Here is a 23,042-nt window from a genome sequence, read left to right as displayed (position 1 = left end):
CCGTCGCGGAATGGGGCACGCGCGCGAACATCGATCAACTGCCTGATAATAGATATTCTTCCGACGCCAAGATAATCCCGCCATATCTAAAAACACTCGAACTGGCTGTCCAAAAGCGATCGTTGCAGTCCGGGAGAGCGCCTTCAGGCACTTGTCTGGGAACGCCATCCGGCGCACCCTGCCCCTCAGCCCTCAGATCCTCCCTCCCCGGTTCAGTGCTCATGCAAGAAAAATTCGGCCGCTTCGAAGGCCGTCTCGAAGACGGTCCGCTCATCAGTGGCACCGGCCGCTACACCGCCGATGTCCAGCTGGACGGCGAAGCGGCGCTGGTCCTGCTGCGGTCGCCGGTCGCGAACGGCCGCATCCGGACCCTGGACGTTACGGCGGCCCGTGCGGCACCCGGCGTGCTGGCGGTCCTCACCGCGGCCGACATGCCGGAGGGCATCCGCCCGTTCCAGCCGAACATCCAGCATCCGGCGCCGGGCGGCGGCCAGATGTACGTGCCGCGCTACGTGCCTTTCGCCGAGGAGACCGTCCGCTACGTCGGCGACATGATCGCGGCGGTCGTGGCGGAGAGCCGCGATCTCGCTGAAGATGCGGTCGAACTGATCGAGTTCGACATCGAGGACCTGCCGCCGGTCATCGATCCGGTCGTCGCCAAGGCGCCCGGATCGCCGCTCGTCTGGCCGGATTGCCCGAACAACCTCTGCTTCCGCCTGATCGAGGGCGACGTCGCGGATGTGCGCGCCGCAATCGACGCGGCGCCGCATGTGGTGCGCGAACGCTTCGCCATCACCCGCGTGACCGCCGCTCCCATGGAGGTGCGCAGCTGCCTCGGCGCGTTCGACGCGGCCGACGGACGCTACACGCTCTATGTCGGGACCCAGGCCGCCCACCGGCTCGGCGAAGGCGTCGCGAAGGTGATGGGGATCGACAAGTCGCGGATCCACGTCATCTCCCACGACACCGGCGGCTCGTTCGGCATGAAGAACTCCGCCTATCCCGAATATCCGGTCGTGCTGTTGGCCGCCCAGGCCGTCGGACGTCCGGTGCGCTGGGAGCCGCCCCGCACCGAATCGCTGCTGTCCGACAGCCACTCGCGCGAACAGATTGCCGAGGCGGCGCTCGCGCTGGACGCCGACGGCCGCTTCCTGGCGCTCGACGTCGTGTCGTCGGCGTCGCTCGGCGCCTATCTCGCGCCGATGACCCCCCATCCGATGACCGCCAACGTCGGGCTGCTGTCGGGCGTCTACCGGACGCCGAAGATCTCGGCGACCGTCGACGGCGTGTTCACCAACACCCAGAACATGTCGCCCTATCGCGGCGCCGGCCGGCCCGAGGCGATCTACCTCATCGAGCGCATGGTCGACATCGCCGCGCGCCGGCTCGGCATCGATCCGGTCGAGATCCGCCGCCGCAACATGATCGCCACCGAGGAGATGCCGTACGACACCGGCTTCGTCTTCTCCTACGACAGCGGCGACTTCCCGGCCCTGATGGACGAAACGCTGGCGAAGGCCGACTGGACCGGCTTCGAGGCCCGGCGGCAGGACGCGGCCGCGCGCGGCAGACTGCGCGGCATCGGCCTCGCCTACGCGATCGAGATCGCCGGCGGCCCGCAGAAGAAGCCGCTGCCGGAGTATGCCAGGATCGCCGTCGACAGCGACGGAACCGTCACTCTGGCGCTCGGCTCCGGCGACAGCGGCATGGGCCATCGCACCACCTACGCGACGCTGCTCGGCGCCCGGATCGGCGTCGCACCTGCCGACATCCGCTATCTTTCGGGGGATACCGACAAGGTCGCCGACGGCATCGGCTCGTTCGGTTCGCGCACCACGGCGGCGGCCGGCACCTCGATGGTGCGGGCCTTCGACGTGCTGGTGGAAAGCGCGCGCGCCAAGGCAGCCGACGAGCTGGAAGTCTCCCCGGCCGACCTGGAGTTCACCGACGGCGCCTTCACCATCGTCGGCACCGACCGGCGGATCACGCTCCCGGATCTCGCCCGGCAGACGGGCGAGGCGTTCGAGGGCGAGAACTTCTCTTCCGCGGACGACGCCACCTTCCCGAACGGCTGCCATGTCTGCGAGGTCGAAGTCGACCCGGACACCGGCCATGTGGACATCCTGCGCTACACCGTCGTCGACGACGTCGGAACGGTGCTGAACCAGGAGTTGGTCGAGGGTCAGTTGCACGGCGGTATCGTCCAGGGCGCCGGCCAGGCGCTGATGGAGCGGATGGTCTACGAGACCGAATCCGGCCAGCCGCTGACCGCGTCCTTCCAGGACTACGCGATGCCGCGCGCCACCGAGTTCCCGATGTTCGACATCAGCTGCCACCCGGTGCCGACGGCCAAGACCCCGATCGGCGCCAAGGGCGCGGGCGAGGCCGGCGTGGTCGGCTCGCTGCCGGCGCTGGTGAACGCCGTCGTCGACGCGCTGTCGCCGCTCAGCATCGACCACATCGACATGCCGGTGTCGCCCGACCGGGTGTGGAAGGCGATCGAGACGGCGCGGGCCGGCTGAGGACAGCGGACGGTGGGATGGGGCTCTCCGCCCGCATCCCGCTCCATCTGGTAACCGGCTATTCAGGCACCTTGCGCGGCGCGGGACCGGTGTAGGTCCACGTCGCATCGCGCGGCAGCGGCCCCTTGTTGCGCTCGGCGCGCTGCATCTGCTCCCACGAATGGGCGAGGATGCCGACCGAGCGCGACAGCACGAACAGGCCGCGGCAGAGCGGCGGCGCGAAGCCGAGCTCGGCATAAATCACCGCCGTCGCCCCGTCGATGTTCATCGGGATGCGCTTGCCCTTGCGGGCCTCCATGGCGGCCTCGATGGCGCGCGCGATGGCCGCGAAGCGGCCGGTGACCGCGCCCCGTTCGGCCATCTCGTCGACCATCTCGAGCAGCCGCGGCGCGCGCGGATCGATCGGATGGAAGCGGTGGCCGAAGCCGGGGACGTACTTGATCCCCTGCTCCGCCAGCGCATCGAGTTCCGCCGCCACGGCGGCATCGATGTCGCCGCCCTCGCCCGCCCGCTCGGCGATGGCGGTATAGACCGCCACCGTCTGCTCGCCGGCCCCGCCGTGCACGTCGCCGAGCACGTTGGCGGCGGACGCCATGGCGTTGTTGATGCCGACGCCGCAGGTGGACGCCATCCGGGCAATCGCGATCGACGGCGCCTGCGGACCGTGGTCGACGCTCGCCACCAGCGCATGGCCGAGCAGCGCCGCCTGATCCTCGCTCGGCAGCTCGCCGCGCAGCATCAGCCAGATCATGCCGGGAAACGACACCCGGCCGATCAGCTCCTCGATGGGATAGCCGTGGTAGCGGATGACGCCGGGAGACATGTCGATGATCGACGTCTCCCACCAGTCTTCGGCCTTGGTCTTCCAGTCGGACATCATCTCAATCCATCAGGGCTATGCAGGGATAGGCTGGGACCGGCTGTCTGTTCCGCGTCGTGCTGGGACGCGCCGCGTGCCCGCTGGGCCGGGCGCCTCCGCTCACGCTTCGGCAGGCGCGGCGCCCAGAAGCCGCTCCGCCACGCTCGGCAGGATGCCGCCGGCCTTCAGGTAGCGCAGCTCGTCCAAGGTATCGACGCGGGCGATCACCTCGAAGCTGTCGGTCGTGCCGTCGCTGCGCGTGCGCGTGAGCGACAGGCGCTGCAACGGCTTCAACGTATCGACCGGCGCATCCAGCGACACCGTGTCGGTCGCGGCGAAGGTCTCAGCCGGGGAGACCGCCTTGTCGGCGAACTCCAGCGGCAGCACGCCCATGCGCACCAGGTTCGATCGGTGGATGCGCTCGAACGACGTGGCGATGACCGCCTTCACGCCGAGCAGCCGCGTGCCCTTGGCCGCCCAGTCGCGGGCCGAGCCGGCGCCGTACATCTTGCCCGCGATCACCACGCAGTCCTCGCCGCGCGCCGCGTAGGCCTCGCTCGCCTCGAAGATGGTCGCCTCCGTGCCCTCGGGCATGACGCGCGTGTAGCCGCCGATGCGGTCGACCATCTCGTTCTTCAGGCGGACGTTGGCGAACGTGCCCCGCACCATCACGTCGTGGTTGCCGCGCCGGGCGCCGTAGGCGTTGAACTCCGCCGGCCGGAGGCCCGCCGCGCTCAGATACTGCCCGGCCGGGCTGTCGGCGGCGATCGCGCCCACCGGCGAAATGTGGTCGGTGGTGACCGAGTCGCCCAGGATCAGCAGCGGCCGCGCGTCCGTGATCATCGGCTGGCCGGCCTCGAAATACGGGGCAACCTCGAAGAAGGGCGGCTTGCGGAAATAGGTGCTCTCGTCGGTCCAGTGGAACAGCGGCCCCGTCGCCGTCTCCAGGTGCTCCCACTCCGTGTCGCCGGAGAGCACGTGCGCGTAGCGCGACAGGAACTGGCTGCGGTCCATCGCCGTCGACAGCGCCTGCTCGATCTCCTCCGGCGACGGCCAGAGGTCGGCGAGGTGGACCGGGGCGCCGTCCGGGTCGTGGCCGAGCGGTTCGGCGGACACGTCGGTCAGCACCGTGCCGGCGAGCGCGTAGGCGACCACCAGCGGCGGCGAGGCGAGGAAGTTCTCCCTCACCTTGGCGTGGATGCGGCCCTCGAAGTTGCGGTTGCCCGACAGCACGGCCGAGACGCAGAGGTCGTCCGCGTCGATCGCGGCAGTGACGGCCTCGTCGAGATCGCCGGAATTGCCCACGCAGGTGGTGCAGCCGAAGCCGACCACCCCGAAGCCCAGCGCCTCCAGGTCGTCCAGCACGCCGAGCCGCCCGAGATAATCGACCACGACCCGCGATCCGGGCGCCAGCGACGTCTTGATGCGCGGCGAGACTGTCAGTCCCCGCGCCCGCGCCTTGCGGGCCAGCAGCCCCGCCGCGATCATCGCCGCCGGATTGGAGGTGTTGGTGCAGCTGGTGATCGCCGCGATGACGATGTCGCCGTCCTTGAGCGCGCCGCCGTCTGCCTCCGCCGGCGCAGCCGCGCGCGGCGTCATCATGGCGCGCGCCGCGGCCGGCACCTCCGCCAGGTCGCGCCGTTCCTCCGGCCGCTTCGGGCCCGAGACCGTGCGGCTCACCGTCGACAGGTCGAACTCGATGACGTCGGCAACGTCGGGAACCGCCTCCGGATCGAACCACAGGCCGGTGCGGCGGAGATAGGCTTCCACCCGCTCGATCTGGGCGCGGTCGCGGCCGGTCAGGTCGAGATACTCGATGGTGCGCGCGTCGGAGGGGAAGAACGCGCACGTCGACCCGAACTCCGGGCTCATGTTGGCGATGGTCACCCGGTCGGTCACCGGCAGCGAGGCCATTCCGGGCCCGAAGAACTCCAGGATCGTGCCGACGACGCCGCGCTTGCGCAGCGTTTCGGTGAGCGTCAGCACGATGTCGGTGGCGAGCACGCCGGCAGGCGCGGCGCCGGTGAGCCGCACGCCGATCACCGGCGGCACCAGCATGGACACCGGCTCGCCGAGCATCACGGCCTCGGCCTCGATGCCGCCCACGCCCCAGCCGAGCACGCCCAGGCCGTTGACCATCGTCGTGTGGCTGTCGGTGCCGATGACGGTGTCGGGAAACAGCCACTCGGCGCCGCCGACCGCCCTGCGGCTGACCACGTCGGCCAGGTACTCGATGTTGATCTGGTGGATGATGCCCTGTCCGGGCGGCACCACGCGCAGGCCGTCGAAGCCCTGCTGCGCCCACTTCAGGAAGGCGAAGCGCTCCTCGTTGTCGGAAAATTCGCGCTTCAGGTTTTCCGCCAGCGCGTTCTGCTGGCGCGCCACGTAGACCATCAGCGAATGATCGACCACGAGGTCGGCCGGCACCTGCGGGTTGACGAGGGCCGGATCGGCGCCGTTGGCCAGCGCCTTGTCGCGCAGCGCCGCCAGGTCGATCAGCGCCGGCATGCCGGCATAGTCCTGCATCACCACCCGCGACGGCCGGAACGCGATCTCGATCTCGCGGGACCAGTCGCCGGCACGCGCCGCCACCGCCGCGATGTCGTCGGCCGTCACCGACACGCCGTCCTCGTTGCGCAGCAGGTTCTCGATGAGGATCCGGATCGAGACCGGCAGCTTCGCCAGGCCCGGAAAGGCCCGCTCCGCCGCGACGAGGTCGACGATCTCGGCGCCCTCGAAGCGGGCGCGCGTCTTGTAGCTGTCCATCATCCAGTCGTGCCTGTCTGTGCCGCGTCTTCGGCGGCCTCCCCGGCGATCACCCCGCTCGCGTAGAGCGCATCGATCTCGGCGCCGCTGTAGCCGGCTTCGGCCAGCACCGAGCGGGTGTCGGCGCCCATCGCCGGCGGATCGGCGCGCACGCGGGCGGTATAGCTGCCGATCTCGATCGGCAGCGCCGGCAGCGCCGTCCGGATCCCGCCGGGCAGGATCGTCTCCAGAAGCCGGTTTCCAGCGAGAAGATGCGGGTCGGAGAACAGTTGTTCGGGCCGGGCGACATGGGCAAACGGCAGCTTGGCCCGCAGGCAGCGCTCCTCCACCTCGGCGAGCGGCATCGCCGCGAACATGTCCGCGATGTCGGCCTTGAGGCGCGGCTTCTCGCTGATGCGCTGGTTGTTGGTGGCAAGGCCCTCGTCGGCCTTCAGGTCGGCCCGGCCGAACTCGTCGCAGAACAGCGCCCAGTGGCGGTCGGAGGTGATGCCCACGAACACCTTCTCGCCCTCGGCCGTGTCGAACAGGTCGTAGATCGCCCACGCGGAAACACGCGCCGGCATCGGCGGCACCGGCTCGTCGGTCAGCGCCGAATAGGCGAGATGCTGCCCCATCAGGAACATGGCGCTCTCGAACAGCGACGAGCGCACCAGCGTGCCCTTGCCCGTTTCCTCCCGTTCGCGCAGCGCGACCAGGATGCCGATCACCCCGAAGATGCCGCCGAGCACGTCGACGACCGAGGCGCCGGCGCGGAGCGGCTGGCCCGGCGGACCGGTCATGTAGGCGAGCCCGCTCATCATCTGCACGACCTCGTCGAGCGCCGTGCGGCCCTCGTACGGTCCCGGCAGGAAGCCCTTCATGGAGAGGTAGACGATCCGCGGATGCGCCTTCGACACCGCCTCGTAGCCGAAGCCGAGCCGGTCGATGGTGCCCGGCCCGAAGTTCTCCAGCATCACGTCCGACCTGGCGAGCAGCCGGTTGACGGCCTCCTTGCCGGCGTCGGACTTCAGGTCGATCGCCAGGCTCTTCTTGTTGCGGTTGTAGAACGGGAAATAGCCCGTGCCGAAGCCCCTGAGGCGGCGCGTCGGATCGCCGTCCGGTGCGGGTTCGATGCGGATCACCTCGGCGCCGAGGTCGGCGAGGATCAGCCCCGCCGTCGGCCCCATCACCGTGTGTCCGAAATCGAGAACCCGCACGCCCTCAAGCGGCAGCTTCGTCTCGGCTGTCGTCATCGAATATAGGCCTTCCCGTCCATCAGCAGACGCGCGGTGCGGCCGATGGCGGCCTTGTTCACCTTGATCTCGTTGGAGGTCGCGTCGATCTCCGCCGACACCTGCAGCGTGCCGCCCGGATGGCCGATCGCCACCTCGTAGTCGGCGCCGTTGCGGTGGTGCGTCGAGGCTTCGTTGGCGATGGTGCCGGGGATGCCCACGGCCACCGACGTGCCGGCGGCGCCCGAGCCCGGATAGGCCTTGGAAAAGGCGAAGCGGGCCATCGAGCGCGAGAACAGGTCGTAGCCGCCGGCCTCGATCACCTTGCCGCCGGTGGCGGTGTAGGTCACCGGCGCGTTCACCACGAACAGCAGCGGGTTCATGGAGACCTGCAGCTCTTCGTCGGCGTTGTCGCCGGTGATGAAGCCGATCTCGTGGGACACCACCTTGCGGATCGCCTCGAGCCGCGCGACCAGCGCGTCGTCCGCCTGCAGCGCAAAGATGTCCTTCTCAACGTCGAGGCCGACGTCGCGGGCGCGCACGAAGATGTGCAGGTTCGCCATGTCGATGACGCTGACGTCGAGCTTGCCGATGCCCGGCACCTCGAAGGTGTCCATGGCGTTGCCGGTGGGCAGCACGTTGCCGCGCAGCGCCGAGCCGGCGAAGTCCCCGAAATCGACGTCGATGCGGGCGCCGGTGCCGGGCACGCCGCCGATGGCGAAGTCGCCGTCTACGGCCGGCAGCCCGTTCACCATCGGAACGGTGGTCTTCAGCTTCCGGCCAGTGTTGACCTGGTGGACGTTCACCACCGCCACGCCGTTCTCCACGGTGCCGGCGCCGGTGAGCGCGCCGTAGAGCGCCGCACCCGATGAGATGTTGCCGCAGTTCGACGACCAGTCGATGCGGGGAAGTTCCTGGTTCACCTGGCCGAACAGGTAGTCGATGTCGCAGTCGTCGCGGGTCGGCGGACCCATGACGGCGAGCTTGCTGGTCAGCTTGTCGGCGCCGCCGAGGCCGTCGATCTGCCGCTTGTCGGGCGATCCGAACACCTTGAGGACGATGTCGTCGCGGTCCGCGCCGGCGTCCGGCAGATCGCGGATGTCGAGGAACACGCCCTTGGAGGATCCGCCGCGAATGATCTTCGCGTCGATCGAGCGCATGTTGAGTTCGTTACGGATCGGCATCGGTCTGAACCATTGTCTCGGGATGGGAAGCCGACGGCGGCAGCCGGATGCGCCGCCGTCGGGAAGCGGTCACTGCATCAGCGGCAGGTTCTTCTTGATGACGTCGACCAGGCGGTCGTAGGTCGCCTGGGCCTTCTGCTGGTCGGAGTAGATGATCTCCTCGCCGATGTTGGTGATCAGCTTGGTCACCGACGGGTCGTCGAGGGTGGCCTTGATGCCCTTGTCGAGCTTGGTGACGATCGCGTCCGGAGTGTCCGGATGCACGCCGACCCAGCGCGGCTGCGCGACGCCGTCGTAGCCGAGGTCCTTGGCCCACGGCACGTCGCGGCCGAGTTCCTTGGTGAGGGTCTCGCTGTTGGCCTGGTTGCCGACGTTGATGATCGGCACGGCCTTCTCGCCGAGCGAGACGGCGGTGGTCGGTGTGACCACGGCGAGATCGATGTGGCCGCCGAGCATGTCGGTCACCGCGGCGCTGGTGCCGGGATACGGGATGAAGGTGGCCTCGAGGCTCGCCTCGTCGAACACCGCGGCAGCCGCCAGCGCCTGGGCGAGCGTGCCGCCGATCGTCAGCTTGCCGGGGTTCTTCTCGGCATAGGCCTTCACCTTGTCCCAGCTGTCGAAGTCACCGCCCGGCAGCGCCATGACCTGCGGATTGAAGTCCGACAGGATGTCGACGATCTTGATGTCGTCGATGCCCATCGGCGCGTTCGGCTCCGACAGGACCGCGATCATCGGGCTCAGCGAGCCGATCATGATGGTGTGGCCGTCAGCCGGCTGGCTGAGCAGATACTTCCAGCCCACCGTACCGCCGGCGCCGGCGCGGACCTCGACGTTCATCGGCTGGCCGAGATGCGACGACGCCGCGGAGGAGACGATGCGGGCCCACTGGTCCTGACCGCCGCCGGCGCTGTAGGGCACGATGAACTGGATCGGCTTGGACGGGTAGTCCGCCGCGCCGTCCTGGGCGAACGACGGCTGCGCGGCGAACGTGCCGGCAACAGCCAGCGCACACAGGCCGACGAAGCTGCGACGATGTAATTTCATGGGATCCTCCCGTTTTCTGGTGCAGGGACGCCCGCCTGTTAGCGGGCGCTTGGTGCTGCCGGCCGCGCGAGCGCGGCCGATCGCTATTCGTCGCTGGACAGCGACTTGATCCGGCTGCTCATCTGCGAGCGGGCCAGGAAGACGACGAGAACCACGGTGGCGACGGCGAGACCGATCGCCAGGTTGCTGTCGAAGAGGGCGTTGCCCCAGTCGCCGCGGTTGATGAGGAGCGCCCGGCGCAGACTCTGCTCGGCGAGCGGCGCGAGCAGGAACGTGATGATCAGCGGCGCTTCCGGGATGCGGGCGAGCCGCAGGAAGAAGCCGAGGAAGCCGAAGCCGAGGGCGAGCCAGACGTCGAAATCGTTGTTCTGGAACGTGTACGCACCGACGAAGGCCATCGCCATGATGACCGGGACCAGGAGCTGTGACGGCATCTGTCCGAGCTTGGAGTAGACACCCGCAAAGCCGCGGCCGACGAACAGCACCAGGATGTTCGAGACGATCAGGATCACGAACAGCGCGTAGATCTCGATCGGGTAGAGCTCGAACATGCGCGGACCGGCCTGCACGCCCTTGATGGCAAGCGCCGCGCCCAGCATCGCCGCGATCGTGCCGCCGGGAATGCCGAAGGCGAGCAGCGGCACCAGCGTCGGGCCGGCCGTGGCGTTGTTGCCGGATTCAGCTGCCGCCACGCCTTCCAGCTTGCCGGTGCCGAGCCCCTTGTGCGGGGAAACCTGGCGGGCGACGCCGTAGGAGAGATAGGCGCCGACGGTTGCGCCGAGACCGGGCAGGATGCCGACGAAGGTGCCGATGCCGGTGCCGATCGCCATCTCCTTCCAGCAGCTCATGTACTCGCGGAAGGTCAGCGATTCCTGCCGACCGCGCAGCTCGTCCATGACCTTGTCGTGGATCTCGCCGATCGTCTTCCAGCCACGCACGATCTCGGCGATCTTTTCCAGCATGGTGGCGATCGCGAACAGCCCGATGATCAGCGGGATCATGTGGATGCCGTCGGCAAGCCACCACTGGCCGAAGGTGTTGCGCGGCACCATCGACACCGGATCGGAACCGATGGTGCCGATGAACAGACCGAGGGCGGCGGAGAACAGGCCCTTGGCGAAGTGGTCGCCGGAGAGCGCGCCGATCAGGCCGATGGCGAGCGCGATCAGCCAGAGGCGTTCGGAGGGGCCGAAATTCAGCGCGACGAGGGCAAGCGCCGGGGCAAGAAAGATGGTCAGGATCGACGAGATCAGGTCGCCGGTGACCGAGGCATAGAGGGCCATGTGCAGGGCCTTCTTGCCCTTGCCGGCCTTCATCAGCTTGTGGCCGTCCATCACCGTCGCGCCCGCTTCCGCCGTTCCGGGCGTGGCGAAGCTGATGGCCGAGATCGAGCCGCCGTAGATGCCGCCCTTGTAGACGCCGATCAGCAGGCCGAGGGCCGCCGGCAGGTTCAGCGTGAAGGTGAGCGGCAGCAGGAGCGCGATCGCCGGAGCGGGGCTGAGGCCCGGCATGGCGCCGACGCCGACGCCGATGAAGACGCCGAGCAGCACCCACAGCAGCGTGTGGATGGAGAAGACGAGCCCGATCGCGTCGCCGATGCTTACGTAATCGAACATCAGTGACCCCCGAAGAGCGCGCCCAGCGGGCCGTCCGTGACGTTCATGCCGAGGGCGAAGAGCAGGACCCGCAGGCCGAGGCCCGTCCCGAGCGCGACGAGGAGCGAGATCCACAGCGGTCGGAAGCCGAGCGCTGTCGCGCCGACGAAGACGAACAGCGTGATGGCCGGCACGAAACCGATCCAGCGGATGGCGAGGAACGCCACCACCGACAGCGCGATGGTGACCAGCACCACCAGGAGGTCACGCAGCCGCACGCGGGCGAACTCCGGCGTCGCCTTCCGCGCCTTGCCGTCGAACAGCATGATCAGCAGCGACAGCGTCATCATGCCCACCGCAAACAGCGGGAAGCCGCCAAGGGTGAAGCCGTCGCGAGATGCCTGATGGGCCCAGTCGGAGAACCAGATGTTGGCGCCGATCGCCGCCACGAGGATCAGCAGGATGACCGCGATGCCGCGGTTGGTGCGCCAGAACGCGACCGGAGCCGGCGGCACGTGCCGCCCGTCGCGGTCCTCGTCGGCCGCATCGCCCACAGGTGCGGAGTCCGCTGATGCGAGGTTGGCTGAACTCATCATTCCTCCCGAACCGTCTCTTTTCGAACGGCCGCACGCTGGCCCCCTGTGTCAGGGACCTCGTCATGCGAATTTTTCACAAATTGCCCCCACGCATCGGCGATTTACAATGTAAAAAGCCTCAAGTTCGATTTGAGGAAAACTCAAAACAGGCGAGACAGGGATGCGCTACCTGCCGAGTTTCCGGGCCCTGAAATGCTTCGAGGCGTGCGCCCGTACGGGGACGCTGTCGGCGGCGGCGCGCGAACTGAACGTGACGCCGGGCGCGGTCAGCCGGCAGATCACCGCGCTGGAGGAACGGCTCGGAACGCCGCTCATGCAGCGTCACCCCCGCGGCGTGACGGTGAACGCCCGTGGGCGGGTGCTGGCGACGAAGCTGTCGGCCGCCTTTGCGGCGATCGGCGAGGCCGTGCACGAGGTCAGCAGCGAGCCGGAAGAGGCGACGCTGACGGTGAACGTCTACCCCACCTTCGCCATCCAGTGGCTGATGCCCCGGCTGCCGGCCTTCTACGCGATCGCCCCGGACGTCGACATCCGCATCCGCCCGTCGCTGCAGGACCGGCCGCTCGACCGCGAGGAGATCGACGTCGCGCTCTCCATCGGCGTGCCGACCGACAAGTCGCTGTTCAGCCGATACATCTTCGAGCGCCGGTTCACGCCGGTGTGCAGCCGGGCGACGCTGGAGCGGACCGGGCCGCTGGAGCCGGCGGCGCTGGAGAAGCTGCAGATCTTCTATTCCGACATGCACATCCAGCAGTGGCGGATGTGGGGGGAATCGGTCGGGATGCGGGAGCCGGACCTGCGCGAGCACGGCATCCGCTTCGAGAACTCGTCGCTCGCCTATCAGGCTGCGCGGGAGGGCTTCGGCTTCGCCATCGGCCAGCCGACGCTGCTGCGCAACGACCTGGAGACCGGGCGGCTGATCGCGCCGTTCCCGGCGGTGGTGCGCGCCCCGCGCCCGTATGCGCTGGTCTGCCGCAAGGTCGACCAGAACCGGCCGGCGGTGAAGCGCTTCATGGAATGGCTGATCGAGGAAGCCGCCCGGTCGGTGGCCGACGAGGACCAGGAGAGCGACACCGTCGGCGCGCCGCCCGCCTCGGCCGCGTCAGCCTCCTGGTGAGGGAGCGTCGGCCAGGCGCTGGCGCAGGTCGGTCTTCAGCACCTTGCCGTAGTGGTTCTTCGGCAGCGCATCGATGAACAGGTAGGCCTTCGGCCGCTTGAAGCGGGCGATCTCCTCCCGGCAGAGCGCGTCGAGCGCCTCCGGTGTCGGAGCGCGTCCCTCCGCCGCCACCACGAAGGCGACCACGTCCTCGCCCCATTCCGCGCTCGGCCGCCCGACCACGGAGACCTCCGCCACATCCGGATGGCGCAGCAGCACCTCCTCCACCTCGCGCGGGTAGATGTTGGTGCCGCCGGAGATGATCACGTCCTTGGAGCGGTCCATCAGGGTCAGATAGCCGTCTTCGTCCATGGCCCCGACGTCGCCGGTCCACAGCCAGCCGTCGCGCAGCGATGCGGCGGTGGCGCTTTCGTTCCTCCAGTAGCCAGCCATCACGCTCGAACCGCGCACAAGGATCTCGCCGCTCGTGCCAGGCGGCAGTGCGCACCCCGTTTCGTCGGAAATGCGCACTTCCACGCACGATTGCGCACGTCCGACGGACCCCAGGCGTGCGCGCCAGCGCGCGTGCGCGCGGTCGGCGACCTCTGCGCGCGACAGCGCGGTGATGGTCATCGGGCTCTCGCCCTGTCCGTAGATCTGGACGAAGCGCGGCCCCAGCGTCGCCACCGCGTCCTCGATGTCGGCGACGTACATGGGCCCGCCGCCGTAAACGATGGTGCGGATACCGGACCCGTCGTGTCCGACGGCCCTGGCGTGGCCGACGAGCCGGCGGACCATTGTGGGGGCCGCGAACATCGACAGGCTGCCGACGGAGCCCGCGAGTTCGAGGATCTCAGCCGGGTCGAAGCCACCCGAGACGGGCACCACGTGGCGGCTGCCGCGCAAGACATGCATGAAGTTGTAGAGCCCCGCTCCGTGCGACATCGGTGCGGCGTAGAGCGCAGCGTCTTCGGCCAGCACGTCGTCGACGTCGATGAAATAGGCAAACGTCATCGCCTGCAGGTTGGCGATCGTGAGCATCACGCCCTTCGGCCGCCCGGTGGTGCCGGAGGTGTAGAACAGCCAGGCCAGCGCATTATCGGTCAGCGAATGCGGGGCGGACAGCGGCGCGTGGGCGAGCAGTGCGGCATAAGCGTCCCCCTCCAGTTCCAGCAGGACCGTGCCGGCTGGAACCGCCTCGCCCAGCGCCGGGGTGGCATGCGAGACCACGACCACGTTCGCGCCGGCATCCGCGACGATGAACGTCGCCTCGCGCTCATGGAGCTTGTGGTTGATCGGAACCGCGACGGCGCCCGCCCACCAGATCCCGTAGAGGCACTCCAGGTAGGCGGGCGTATTCGACAGGAACAGGGCGACCCGGTCACCCGGGCCCACGCCATGGGCATCGCGGAGCGCAGCCGCGATGCGGGCGGCCCGGTCGGCGAACTGGGCGTAGGTGGCGACCAGCCTCTCCCCGCTCAGGAGCGCGGGGGCATCCGGAGTGTGGCGGGCGGTGCGGACAAGCCATTCTGCCAGGTTCACGGCGCCCTCCTCAGTCTTGGCCCGCCGCCAGCGCGGCTGCCGCACCGGCCTTCAGGAAGGCCTGGTCAGTACCGACGACGAACAGGGACGCGCCGGCGTCGGCCCACGCGGGTATCTGTGCCGCCGAGCCCACGAACATGCCCGTGCGCGCCTTCCCCTCGCCCGCAATCCCGACGATTTGCCGGCAAAGCGTCACGACATCCGGGTCACCGGGGCTGGTCTTGCCGCAGGCCACCGCAAGGTCGACAGGGCCGACGAACAGGCAGTCCACGCCCGGAACACCACCGATGACGCCCGCGGCCCGAGCCGCCTCCGGATCCTCGATCTGGCACACCAGGACCGTCTCCCGACCTGCCAGCTCCAGGTGCTCCGCGACAGACCGCCGCCCGTAGCCAGCGGCCGGGGTCGAGGGCGAGAAGCCACGTCCGCCGGGACCGTAGCGCACCGCCGCCGCGATCGTCTCGGCCTCTGCTGCCGACCGCACCTGGGGCGCCATGATGCCGGCCGCGCCGGAATCCAGCACGCTGCCGATCCACTCGGTCGAGGCGACCGGCACCCGCACCAGCATCGGGATCGCCGTCGCACGGCCCGCCAGCAGGCAGAGATCGACGACCTCCCGCCCCATCGCGACATGCTCGGCATCGAGCACCAAGAAGTCGAGCCCCGTCTGGCCGAGGATCTCGATCACCGCCGGGCTTGGCGTCTTCACGAAGGTGCCGACCAGGCGCTCCCCGGCCAGCAGACGCGCGCGGAAGGCGGCGTTGGTCGTCATCAGGTCAGGCCCCGAAGCCGCCGCCGCCAGGCGTCACCATGAACACCTCGTCGTCCGGCTGCATCTCCATCTTGCGGGTGTCGATGATGGGCTTGCCGTTGATCTCGAAGCGGCCGGGCGCGCCGTCACCGCCACCCGCGAGGCCTTCCGGCGGACTCTTGAGCCGGCTCGGGATGGTGTTCAGCAGCCACGGATAGCTGGTGCGCATGCGGTAGCCGATGCGCTGGCCGTCGCCACCCGGCTGACGGCCGGTGCCGCCGGTGCCGCGTTCCAGCTCCTTGCAGGTGAAGACGATCGGATAGGACGCCTCCAGAACCTCCACCGGAACGGCGGCAACGCCGGTCGGGTAGCAGATCGCCGAGAGGCCCGGCTTCTCGGCCCGTGCGCCCATGCCGCCCGAGTAGTTGAACATCGAGCTGGTGAACGGCCGGCCGTTGGCGTCCCTGCCCTGCACCTGCACCGTCCAGACGGCGCCCGATCCCTCCGCAACCACCCGGTCCGGCACCACTTCGGACAGCGCCTTCAGGATCGGGAACGGCACGTACATGCCGACCACGTGCCGGGCATTCACCGGCGAGGGATACTTGGCGTTGACGATGCATTCCTCGGGCAGCTTGAGCTTGATCGGCGCCAGGCTGCCGGCGTTGTTGGGCAGGTCCGGATTGAGGGTCGAGCGCACCGCGAAGGTCGCGTAGGCGTGAGTGTAGGCCGGCACCACGTTGATGCCGGAGGCGCTCGGGCCCGACGACCCTTCGAAATCGATGGTGATCTCGCCGGCGTTCGGGTCGACGGTCACGGCGGTCTTCAGCTCGATCACCTGGCCGCCGGGTACGTCGAACGACGAGCTGCCGTGATAGGTGCCGCGCGGCAGCTTGCTGATCGCCTCGCGCATCGCGGTTTCCGAGCGCTTGATGATCTCGTCGGACAGCACGGAAATATGGTCGAGGCCATAGCGGTCGCAGAGCGCGTTGAGGCGCTCCGAGGCGATCATGCCGCTCGACACCTGCGCCCCCAGATCGCCGAGCAGCGCATCGGGGGTGCGGACGTTGCGCTTGATGATCGAGAACAGCGTCTCGTTGGGCTTGCCGGCCTCGTAGAGCTTGGTGACCGGGATCCAGAGGCCTTCCTCGTGGATGTCGCGGGCGCCCGAGCCGATGCCGTAGCCGCCGATGTCGGTGTGATGGATGGTCGAGCCGGCGTAGCCGATCAGCCGCTCGCCCCGGAAGATCGGCGACAGCACGGTGATGTCGAAGAAGTGGCCGGCCGACATCCACGGATCGTTGGTGATCAGCACGTCGCCGGGCTTCAGGTCGGCCACGTCGATGTGGCCGAGGAGGTTGCGCGCGGCCGCGGCCAGCGAGTTGATGTGGCCGGGCGTTCCGGTCACAGCCTGGGCCACCATGCGCGCATCGGCATCGAAGAGGCCGTTGGCGAGGTCGCCGGCTTCGCGAACGATCGGGCTGAAGGCGATGCGCTGCAGCGCGCGCGCCTGCTCCGAGACGATGCCGATCAGGTTGCTCCAGAGGATCTGTAGTTCGACGCCGTCCATCTCAGCGCCCTCCCTTCGCTTTTTCGGCCACCAGGCTGCCGGTTTCGTGGAGGCCGAGTGTCCAGCCCTCGAGAATGAAGATCGTGGTTTCGCGTTCCTCGATGATCGCCGGGCCCTCGACCTTGTCGGCCGTCGTCAGCTCCTTGCGCTGATAGACCGACACCTCGGTCGGTTCGCCGCGCAGGTAGACGGTGCGCGTGGCGGCGGCGGCGCTGGACCCGGTGGGCGCGACCGGCGCCGTCGAGCGGTCCGGCTTCTTGCCGCTGCCGGTTACCTGCCAGTTGACCACCTCGATCGGAATGTCGGCGAGCTTGAGGCCATACTGGGCCTCGTACTCGCGCTCGTAGAGGTGGCGGATGGCGGACGCGTCGCGCGCCTGGCGCGGATCCTCGCTCAGATGGATCCGGACTTCCGACTGCTGGCCGAGATAGCGCATGTCGACCGCGAAGGAGAACTCCAGATCCTCGTCGCGGATGCCCGCCTCCTTGAGTGCCAGCGTGCTCTCCTCGATCATCGCCTGCAGCGTCCGGTCGACGGCGTCCCAGTCGATGCCCTCGAGCGGCGACACCACGCTGCGCACGAGATCGATCTGCGCCGGCGTCACCAGCGTGCCGAAGGCCGACAGCACGCTCGCCAGCGGCGGATAGATGATCGTGCTGCCGTCGACCAGCTCGGCGACCATGCACGCATGCACCGGTCCGGCACCACCGAAGGCGAGCAGCGGCAGGCCGCGATAGTCGATGCCCCGGTCGGTGGCATGGGTGCGGGTGGCGGCCGCCATCTGCTCGCAGACCACCTCGAAGACGCCCCATGCCGCCTTCTCCGCAGAGAGGCCGAGCTTCTTGCCCAGTGCGCCGAGAGCGGCGCGCGCGCCGCCGGCGTCCAGCGTCATGTCGCCACCGAGGAACCGGTCCGGATCGATGATGCCGAGCACCACGTCGGCGTCAGTCACGCACGGGTTCTCGCCGCCACGCCCGTAGCAGACCGGTCCCGGGATCGAGCCGGCGCTTTCCGGTCCGGTCTTCAGGAGGCCGAGGCTGTCGATGGAGGCGATGGATCCGCCACCCGCGCCGATCTCGATCATGTCGATGGACGGGACGGTGATCGGCATCCCGCTGCCCGGCTTGAAGCGGTAGCGCCGGTCCACCTCGAAGGTGCCGGTAACCAGCGGCTCGTGGTTCTGGATCATGCACGCCTTGGCCGTCGTGCCGCCCATGTCGAACGAGATCAGGTCCTTGATGCCGAACAGGCGGGAGAAGTAGCAGGCGACGAGCGCACCGGCGGCCGGACCGGACTCGATCATCCGCACCGGGAAGCGCCCGGCCCGTTCCGCGCCGATGACGCCGCCGTTGGACAGCATGATCAGCGGCTGCTGGGAGAAGCCGCGCGCCGCCAGTTCCTCGGTCAGCGCGGTCAGGTACGGCCGGGTGATCGGCACCGTATAGGCGTTGATGGCGACGGTGGAGGTGCGCAGGTACTCGCGCATCTGCGGGGCGATCTCGCTCGACAGCGAGACGTAGATCTCCGGTGCCTCTTCGGCGAAGACGGCGCGCACGGTCTCTTCGTTCGCGCCGTTGCGATAGGCGTTCAGCAGGCTGACGGCGACCGAGACGACGCCCGCCTTGCGGCACTGGTCGATGATGGCGCGCACCTCATCCCGGTCGACCGGCGTCTCGACGCTGCCGTCGGCGTACATCCGCTCGTCCAGAACGTAGGTCCGCTCCGAGGGGATCAGCGGCTCCGCGAACTCGATCTGCGGGTCGAACATGTCGTAGCGATGCTCGTCGCGGATGTAGAGAATGTCGCGGAAGCCCTTGGTCAGGATCAGCCCGACCGGCGGTCCCTTGCGCTCGATCAGCGCGTTGGTCACCACGGTCGTGGCATGCACCACCACGTCGTCCACGTCGGTCGGACCGATGCCCGCCCGGCCCAGCACAAGGTCGACGCCCCGGAAGAACCCCTCCAGCAGGTTGCCGTGGGTTGTCAGCGTCTTGTCGACGAAGCTGCGGCCGTCGGAGGCCAGCAGCACGGCGTCCGTGAACGTGCCTCCGATATCGATGGCCAGGGAAAATCGCGTCATCCAACGTACTCCGTGCAACCCAAGCTGACTGAAATGGTTCGGCCGGCCCCGCGGACCGCCGAAAGCTGTGCCGCGTCCGGCTCCGGCCGAACGGTCTGCACCGGGCCGGCGATGTTGATCGAGCCGATCATCTGGTTGGCGGCATCGAGGATCGGCGCCGAGATCGCGTTGACGCCGGGCAGCAGCTCGCTCGGCGCGACCGCCCAGCCCTGCTTGCGCACCTGGACGATCTCGCGCTCGAGCGCCGCAAGGTCGGTCTTGGTGTCGGCCGTCACTGCCTCGAGCGGCGCGGCGCGCACGACCTCCCAGAGCCGGGCCGGACCGAAGGCGAGCGCCAGCTTGCCCTGGGCGGAGGCGTGAAAGGCGAGCAGCGCCCCCGGCTTGGTGACGATCTGGACCGGCGTTTCCATTCGCACGATGTCGATCACCCGCATGCCCTGCTCCTCCAGCACGGACAGCGTGGTGGTCTGGCCGGTGGCGTCGCGCAGGCGGATCAGCTCCGGCCGCGCCACGGTGATCAGCTGGGTCCCGTCGGCGATCGCCTGGCCGAGATGGAACAGCTTCAGGGTCAGCCGGTAGCGCTCGGTCTCGGTGTCCTGGACGACGTAGCCGATGGCGACCAGGGTCTGCAGGAACCGGTAGATCCGCGCCTTCGGCATGCCGAGCTGGCGCGCCAGATCGGTGACGCGCATGGTCTCGCCGGCCGCCGCCATCACCTCGATGATCTGGAACGCCACCTGGGTGGACTGGTTGGCGGTCTTGTCGATGCCCTCTGCCATGCCGCTCTCCTCAGTGTCCGATCAGCGCGGGCAGGGTAAGCGACAGCGCCGGAACCAGGCCGACGAGGGCCAGCACGACGAGGCAGATGCCGATCATCGGAAGGGCCGCCCGGCTGACCTTATCGAGCGGCACCCTGCCAATCGCGGAGACGATGAACAGGCAGAGACCGACCGGCGGGGTGATCATGCCGATCATCAGATTGAAGACGATCATCACCCCGAACTGCACCGGATCGAGGCCGATGATCGGGCTCAGCTGATTGAGGATCGGCATCGCCAGGATGAGGGCTGCCAGCGGCTCCAGGAAGAAGCCCAGCACCAGCAGGATCACGTTCAGCAGGATCAGGAGCAGGATGGGCGAGTCCGTCAGGCCGAGCAGGCCCTGGGCGATCGACTGGGGAATGTTCTCGATGCCGAGGATGAACGAGGTCATCGACGCCATCGCCACCACCAGCATGACGCCGGCCGACATGGTGGCGGTCTCGTAGAAAGAGTTGACGATCTGGCGCGGCGACAGCGTGCGGTAGACCACGGTGCCGATGAGGAGCGCATAGATCGCCGCGACGGCCGCCGCCTCGGTCGGCGTGAACACCCCCGACCGGATGCCGCCGACGATGATGACCGGCAGGAACAGCGCCGGCAGCGCCCGGGCGATCACGCCGGCGCGCTCGCTCTTCGGCAGCACCGGCGGCAGCGGATGGTTCTCGCGCTGCGCCTTCCACAGGGCATAGAAGACCAGCAGGCCGCACAGCAGGAAGGCGGGCACGATGCCGGCCAGGAACAGGTCGGCGATCGACGTCCCCGTCAGCACCCCGTAGAGGATCAGCGAGAGCGACGGCGGCACCATCGGACCGAGCAGCGAGCCGGCCGCCGTTAGCGCCGCCGCGTAGGCCGGGTCGTAGCCGTCGCGCCGCATCGCCGGGATCATGACGCTGCCGAGCGCCGAGGCCTCCGCGGTGGCGGCCCCGCTGACGCCGGAGAACATCATGCTGGCGATGACGTTCACCGCCGCCAGCCCGCCCTTCACCCGCCCCACCAGGATCTGCGCGAAGCGGACGATCTGCTGGGTCAGGTTCGCCGAATTCATCAGGTTGCCGGCGAGGATGAAGAACGGGATCGTCAAGAGGACGAAGTTGTCGATGCCGGCGATCATCTTTTGCGGGAAGGCCAACATCAGCATGAACTGATCGTTGGCCAGGAGATAGACGACCGAGGCAAGCCCCAGGCTGAAGGCGATCGGCACGCCCAGCACCAGGAAACCGAGGAAGGCGGCGAGGTAGAGGGTCATTCCGGCAAACCCTCCGGCGCGTGCGGACGGAGATCGTCGACGCTTCCGCCGGACCCGAGCAGCACGAGGTAGTGCCAGACGTCGATCACGAGCCGGATGGCGAGCAGCGCCATACCCAGCGGCAGCACCGCATAGACCCAGAAGACATGGGGCACCGTTTCGACACCCCAGCCGAAGGTGTCCTCGAACAGGAACCGGAACGCCGGGATCGGCTGCGAGCCGACCATCTCGGCAAAGCGCAGCCCGTAGCGCACCAGCAGCAGGCACAGGGCTGCGGACACCAGGTTGGCGAAGATGGCCAGCACGAGCGCCGGGCGGCGCGGCAGGCTGTCGCGCAGAAGCGTCATGGCGGCCAGCTCGCCGCGCTCGTAGGCGAAGACGCCGGCGAGCAGCGAGACCCAGATGAGGAGGTAGCGGCAGACCTCCTCCGCCCAGATCAGCGAGGCGTTGAAGGAGTAGCGCATCACGATCTGCAGCCCCATGACGGCCAGCAGCACGGCGATCAGCGCCACCAGAATGGCCTTCATCGCCCCGTGGTAGATCCTGGTTGTGCGTGCGAATGCCATCCTGGCGACCCCAATTTCCGGCCGAGCGGACCCGTCGCCCGGCAGAAGCCGGGCGCTGGTCGTCGGATCGACGGTCCCTTTCGGGTCAGTCGGCGAAGTCGTTTTCCTGATACGCGGTGAGGTGGCGGTAGTCGTCGCGCACCGGCGCGAACACATCGAGATTGACGGCCACCTCGTCGCCGATCGGCTCCCCGCAGTGCATCACGTCCGGCGGAATGCGCACCACCTCGCCCGGCCCGACCTCGACCACGTCCTCGCCGATGGTGAACTTCACCCGGCCGGAGAGGATGAAAGCGAGCTGCTCGAACGGATGGGAGTGCGGGCGGACCTCCATGCCTGGCTCCAGCCAGTTCATCACCATCAGGGCGTTGTCCCCGCGGAAGGCCGTGCGGGTCACGCCCGGCCGCACCGTCTCACGCGGGAGCGTTTCCCATTTGTAGACGTTGGTCCGCCCGGTCATCTCACTTCCCCGACTGGATCTGGTCGTAGAACGTCTGGATCAGCGGGTCCTTCTTGACCCACGTCTCGACCACCGGCTTGGTCTTCGCCTGCATGGCGGCGATGTCGTCGAGCTCGCCGATCTCCACGCCCTGCTCCTTCAGGAAGGCCTCGGTTTCGGCCTCCTGGGCGGCGGCGATCTTGTACTGCTCCTGGGTCGCCTCCTTGCCGGCTTCCACCAGCGCGGCCTGAAGATCTTCCGGCAGCTTGTTCCACGCCATGCCCGACATCATGATCACACCCGGCCAGAAATAGTGGCCCGTGAGGGTGACGTGCTTGGCCGGCTCGTAGAGGCTTTCCGACTGGATCGAGGAGAGATTGATCTCGACCGCGTCGATGGTGCCGGTCTCGAGCGCCGAATAGACCTCGCCGTAGGCCATGCCGATGGGATTGACGCCAACGGCCTCCCACGTCGCCTTGTGCAGCGGGATCGGCACGATGCGGGTCTTCAGCCCGGCGAAGTCGTCGAGCGTCTTCACCTGCTTGGTCTTGGACAGGAAATGGCGCTGGCCGGCCTCGATGTAGCCGAGGCCCTTGATCTGCTTGGCGTCCAGCGTGTCCAGGAGCTCCTGTCCCACCGGCGAGCCGAGCGCATCGGCCATCTGCTCGTAGGAGGTGACCACGAAGGGCAGCTGCAGGGCGTCGAACGCGGTCGCGCCGAGCACCAGCGGCAGCGTCGGCGCCGAGACCAGCGCCCCGTCGATGACGCCGATCTGCAGGCCTTCCAGAAGCTGCTTGTCGTCGCCGAGCTGGCGATCGCCATAGACCTCGATCTTCACCTTGCCGTCGGTCTTCTCGGCGACCTTCTCCGCGAAGATGTCGAGACCCGTCTGGAACAGATGCTTGGACGAGGCCGCATGGCCGAACTTGAACGTGAAATCCTGGGCATGGGCCGGGCCGGCCAGAATCATGGCCGCTCCGGCGAGCGCGAGAATACGCCGCATCAGTCTCTCCTCCCGATATTTGTTTCATTATGTGAAACTTGATATCGATAATTGAAACACAGTTGTCGAAGATGTCAATCGGCATTCTGTTTGGGGCCGCCTCTCTGCGGCACGGCAGACGTTCCGGCGGGCTTTTGGGGGCGCTTCGCGA

General features: G+C 68.4%; 18 protein-coding genes. 2 read left to right on the top strand and 16 right to left on the bottom strand.

The features are described from left to right. Window positions 1-221: 221 nt before the first annotated feature. Window positions 222-2,522, top strand: a complete 2,301-nt coding sequence (locus tag ACSSVZ_RS13185) for a xanthine dehydrogenase family protein molybdopterin-binding subunit (RefSeq protein ID WP_453970674.1) — start codon at window positions 222-224, stop codon at window positions 2,520-2,522. Between the two features lie 58 nt (window positions 2,523-2,580). On the opposite strand, the gene ACSSVZ_RS13180 is transcribed toward ACSSVZ_RS13185, so the two are convergent. The 7 genes from ACSSVZ_RS13180 to ACSSVZ_RS13150 form a co-directional block, all read right to left on the bottom strand. Beyond that, a complete protein-coding gene (locus tag ACSSVZ_RS13180; protein ID WP_453970671.1) occupies window positions 2,581-3,399 on the bottom strand; it encodes a citryl-CoA lyase in 819 nt (272 codons plus the stop codon). A gap of 102 nt (window positions 3,400-3,501) precedes the next feature. Beyond that, window positions 3,502-6,147, bottom strand: a complete 2,646-nt coding sequence (acnA, locus tag ACSSVZ_RS13175) for an aconitate hydratase AcnA (RefSeq protein ID WP_453970670.1) — start codon at window positions 6,145-6,147, stop codon at window positions 3,502-3,504. Continuing rightward, entirely contained in the window at window positions 6,147-7,379 is a 1,233-nt protein-coding gene (locus tag ACSSVZ_RS13170) for a CaiB/BaiF CoA transferase family protein (RefSeq protein ID WP_453970669.1), read from the bottom strand. Before ACSSVZ_RS13170 ends, acnA begins: the two co-directional genes overlap by 1 nt. Further along, window positions 7,376-8,542 (bottom strand): PrpF domain-containing protein, encoded by a 1,167-nt coding sequence (locus tag ACSSVZ_RS13165; protein WP_453970667.1) that lies wholly within the window; start codon window positions 8,540-8,542, stop codon window positions 7,376-7,378. Before ACSSVZ_RS13165 ends, ACSSVZ_RS13170 begins: the two co-directional genes overlap by 4 nt. Before the next feature lie 69 nt (window positions 8,543-8,611). Further along, a complete protein-coding gene (locus ACSSVZ_RS13160) occupies window positions 8,612-9,586 on the bottom strand; it encodes a Bug family tripartite tricarboxylate transporter substrate binding protein (protein ID WP_453970665.1) in 975 nt (324 codons plus the stop codon). Between the two features lie 83 nt (window positions 9,587-9,669). Then, window positions 9,670-11,202, bottom strand: a complete 1,533-nt coding sequence (locus ACSSVZ_RS13155; RefSeq protein WP_453970664.1) for a tripartite tricarboxylate transporter permease — start codon at window positions 11,200-11,202, stop codon at window positions 9,670-9,672. Then, window positions 11,202-11,774, bottom strand: a complete 573-nt coding sequence (locus ACSSVZ_RS13150; protein WP_453970662.1) for a tripartite tricarboxylate transporter TctB family protein — start codon at window positions 11,772-11,774, stop codon at window positions 11,202-11,204. Before ACSSVZ_RS13150 ends, ACSSVZ_RS13155 begins: the two co-directional genes overlap by 1 nt. Window positions 11,775-11,937: 163 nt before the next feature. Between ACSSVZ_RS13150 and ACSSVZ_RS13145 the strand changes: the two genes are divergently transcribed. Next, the gene (locus ACSSVZ_RS13145; RefSeq protein ID WP_453970660.1) at window positions 11,938-12,894 is read left to right on the top strand and encodes a LysR substrate-binding domain-containing protein; all 957 of its coding nucleotides are present in this window, start codon (window positions 11,938-11,940) and stop codon (window positions 12,892-12,894) included. On the opposite strand, the gene ACSSVZ_RS13140 is transcribed toward ACSSVZ_RS13145, so the two are convergent. From ACSSVZ_RS13140 to ACSSVZ_RS13100, 9 genes are all read right to left on the bottom strand, one after another. After that, window positions 12,880-14,415, bottom strand: coding sequence for a class I adenylate-forming enzyme family protein (locus tag ACSSVZ_RS13140; RefSeq protein WP_453970658.1), 1,536 nt, complete (start codon window positions 14,413-14,415; stop codon window positions 12,880-12,882). The two genes, ACSSVZ_RS13145 and ACSSVZ_RS13140, sit on opposite strands and share 15 nt — an antisense overlap. 10 nt (window positions 14,416-14,425) lie before the next feature. Continuing rightward, window positions 14,426-15,187 carry an HpcH/HpaI aldolase family protein gene (locus ACSSVZ_RS13135; protein ID WP_453970656.1) on the bottom strand — a complete coding sequence of 254 codons (762 nt, stop codon included), beginning with the start codon at window positions 15,185-15,187 and terminating at the stop codon, window positions 14,426-14,428. A 4-nt stretch (window positions 15,188-15,191) separates the two neighbouring features. Further along, on the bottom strand, window positions 15,192-16,736 hold the full coding sequence (locus tag ACSSVZ_RS13130; RefSeq protein ID WP_453970654.1) for a hydantoinase B/oxoprolinase family protein: 1,545 nt from the start codon (window positions 16,734-16,736) through the stop codon (window positions 15,192-15,194). 1 nt (window position 16,737) lies between these two features. Then, window positions 16,738-18,816, bottom strand: a complete 2,079-nt coding sequence (locus ACSSVZ_RS13125; RefSeq protein WP_453970653.1) for a hydantoinase/oxoprolinase family protein — start codon at window positions 18,814-18,816, stop codon at window positions 16,738-16,740. Next, complete coding sequence (locus tag ACSSVZ_RS13120) at window positions 18,813-19,595, bottom strand: IclR family transcriptional regulator (RefSeq protein WP_453970650.1); 783 nt, start codon at window positions 19,593-19,595, stop codon at window positions 18,813-18,815. The genes ACSSVZ_RS13125 and ACSSVZ_RS13120 overlap by 4 nt, the downstream gene beginning before the upstream one ends. A 10-nt stretch (window positions 19,596-19,605) precedes the next feature. Beyond that, window positions 19,606-20,883 carry a TRAP transporter large permease gene (locus tag ACSSVZ_RS13115; protein WP_453970647.1) on the bottom strand — a complete coding sequence of 426 codons (1,278 nt, stop codon included), beginning with the start codon at window positions 20,881-20,883 and terminating at the stop codon, window positions 19,606-19,608. Next, a complete protein-coding gene (locus ACSSVZ_RS13110; protein WP_453970645.1) occupies window positions 20,880-21,449 on the bottom strand; it encodes a TRAP transporter small permease in 570 nt (189 codons plus the stop codon). The genes ACSSVZ_RS13115 and ACSSVZ_RS13110 overlap by 4 nt, the downstream gene beginning before the upstream one ends. Before the next feature lie 85 nt (window positions 21,450-21,534). Further along, a complete protein-coding gene (locus ACSSVZ_RS13105) occupies window positions 21,535-21,909 on the bottom strand; it encodes a cupin domain-containing protein (protein ID WP_453970644.1) in 375 nt (124 codons plus the stop codon). Between the two features lies 1 nt (window position 21,910). Further along, window positions 21,911-22,891, bottom strand: coding sequence for a TRAP transporter substrate-binding protein (locus ACSSVZ_RS13100; protein ID WP_453970642.1), 981 nt, complete (start codon window positions 22,889-22,891; stop codon window positions 21,911-21,913). Window positions 22,892-23,042: the final 151 nt, after the last annotated feature.

Source organism: Amorphus sp. MBR-141, from assembly GCF_053628695.1.
Note: the sequence above shows the minus strand (reverse complement) of the source record. Positions and strands in the feature narration are given on the sequence as shown.

What these genes read in the sequence shown, in the direction of transcription:
- ACSSVZ_RS13185 (WP_453970674.1), top strand. Translation starts at nt 222, where the DNA reads ATGCAAGAAAAATTCGGCCGCTTCGAAGGCCGTCTCGAAGACGGTCCG.
- ACSSVZ_RS13180 (WP_453970671.1), bottom strand. Translation starts at nt 3,399, where the DNA reads ATGTCCGACTGGAAGACCAAGGCCGAAGACTGGTGGGAGACGTCGATC.
- acnA (WP_453970670.1), bottom strand. Translation starts at nt 6,147, where the DNA reads ATGGACAGCTACAAGACGCGCGCCCGCTTCGAGGGCGCCGAGATCGTC.
- ACSSVZ_RS13170 (WP_453970669.1), bottom strand. Translation starts at nt 7,379, where the DNA reads ATGACGACAGCCGAGACGAAGCTGCCGCTTGAGGGCGTGCGGGTTCTC.
- ACSSVZ_RS13165 (WP_453970667.1), bottom strand. Translation starts at nt 8,542, where the DNA reads ATGCCGATCCGTAACGAACTCAACATGCGCTCGATCGACGCGAAGATC.
- ACSSVZ_RS13160 (WP_453970665.1), bottom strand. Translation starts at nt 9,586, where the DNA reads ATGAAATTACATCGTCGCAGCTTCGTCGGCCTGTGTGCGCTGGCTGTT.
- ACSSVZ_RS13155 (WP_453970664.1), bottom strand. Translation starts at nt 11,202, where the DNA reads ATGTTCGATTACGTAAGCATCGGCGACGCGATCGGGCTCGTCTTCTCC.
- ACSSVZ_RS13150 (WP_453970662.1), bottom strand. Translation starts at nt 11,774, where the DNA reads ATGAGTTCAGCCAACCTCGCATCAGCGGACTCCGCACCTGTGGGCGAT.
- ACSSVZ_RS13145 (WP_453970660.1), top strand. Translation starts at nt 11,938, where the DNA reads ATGCGCTACCTGCCGAGTTTCCGGGCCCTGAAATGCTTCGAGGCGTGC.
- ACSSVZ_RS13135 (WP_453970656.1), bottom strand. Translation starts at nt 15,187, where the DNA reads ATGACGACCAACGCCGCCTTCCGCGCGCGTCTGCTGGCCGGGGAGCGC.
- ACSSVZ_RS13130 (WP_453970654.1), bottom strand. Translation starts at nt 16,736, where the DNA reads ATGGACGGCGTCGAACTACAGATCCTCTGGAGCAACCTGATCGGCATC.
- ACSSVZ_RS13125 (WP_453970653.1), bottom strand. Translation starts at nt 18,816, where the DNA reads ATGACGCGATTTTCCCTGGCCATCGATATCGGAGGCACGTTCACGGAC.
- ACSSVZ_RS13120 (WP_453970650.1), bottom strand. Translation starts at nt 19,595, where the DNA reads ATGGCAGAGGGCATCGACAAGACCGCCAACCAGTCCACCCAGGTGGCG.
- ACSSVZ_RS13115 (WP_453970647.1), bottom strand. Translation starts at nt 20,883, where the DNA reads ATGACCCTCTACCTCGCCGCCTTCCTCGGTTTCCTGGTGCTGGGCGTG.
- ACSSVZ_RS13110 (WP_453970645.1), bottom strand. Translation starts at nt 21,449, where the DNA reads ATGGCATTCGCACGCACAACCAGGATCTACCACGGGGCGATGAAGGCC.
- ACSSVZ_RS13105 (WP_453970644.1), bottom strand. Translation starts at nt 21,909, where the DNA reads ATGACCGGGCGGACCAACGTCTACAAATGGGAAACGCTCCCGCGTGAG.
- ACSSVZ_RS13100 (WP_453970642.1), bottom strand. Translation starts at nt 22,891, where the DNA reads ATGCGGCGTATTCTCGCGCTCGCCGGAGCGGCCATGATTCTGGCCGGC.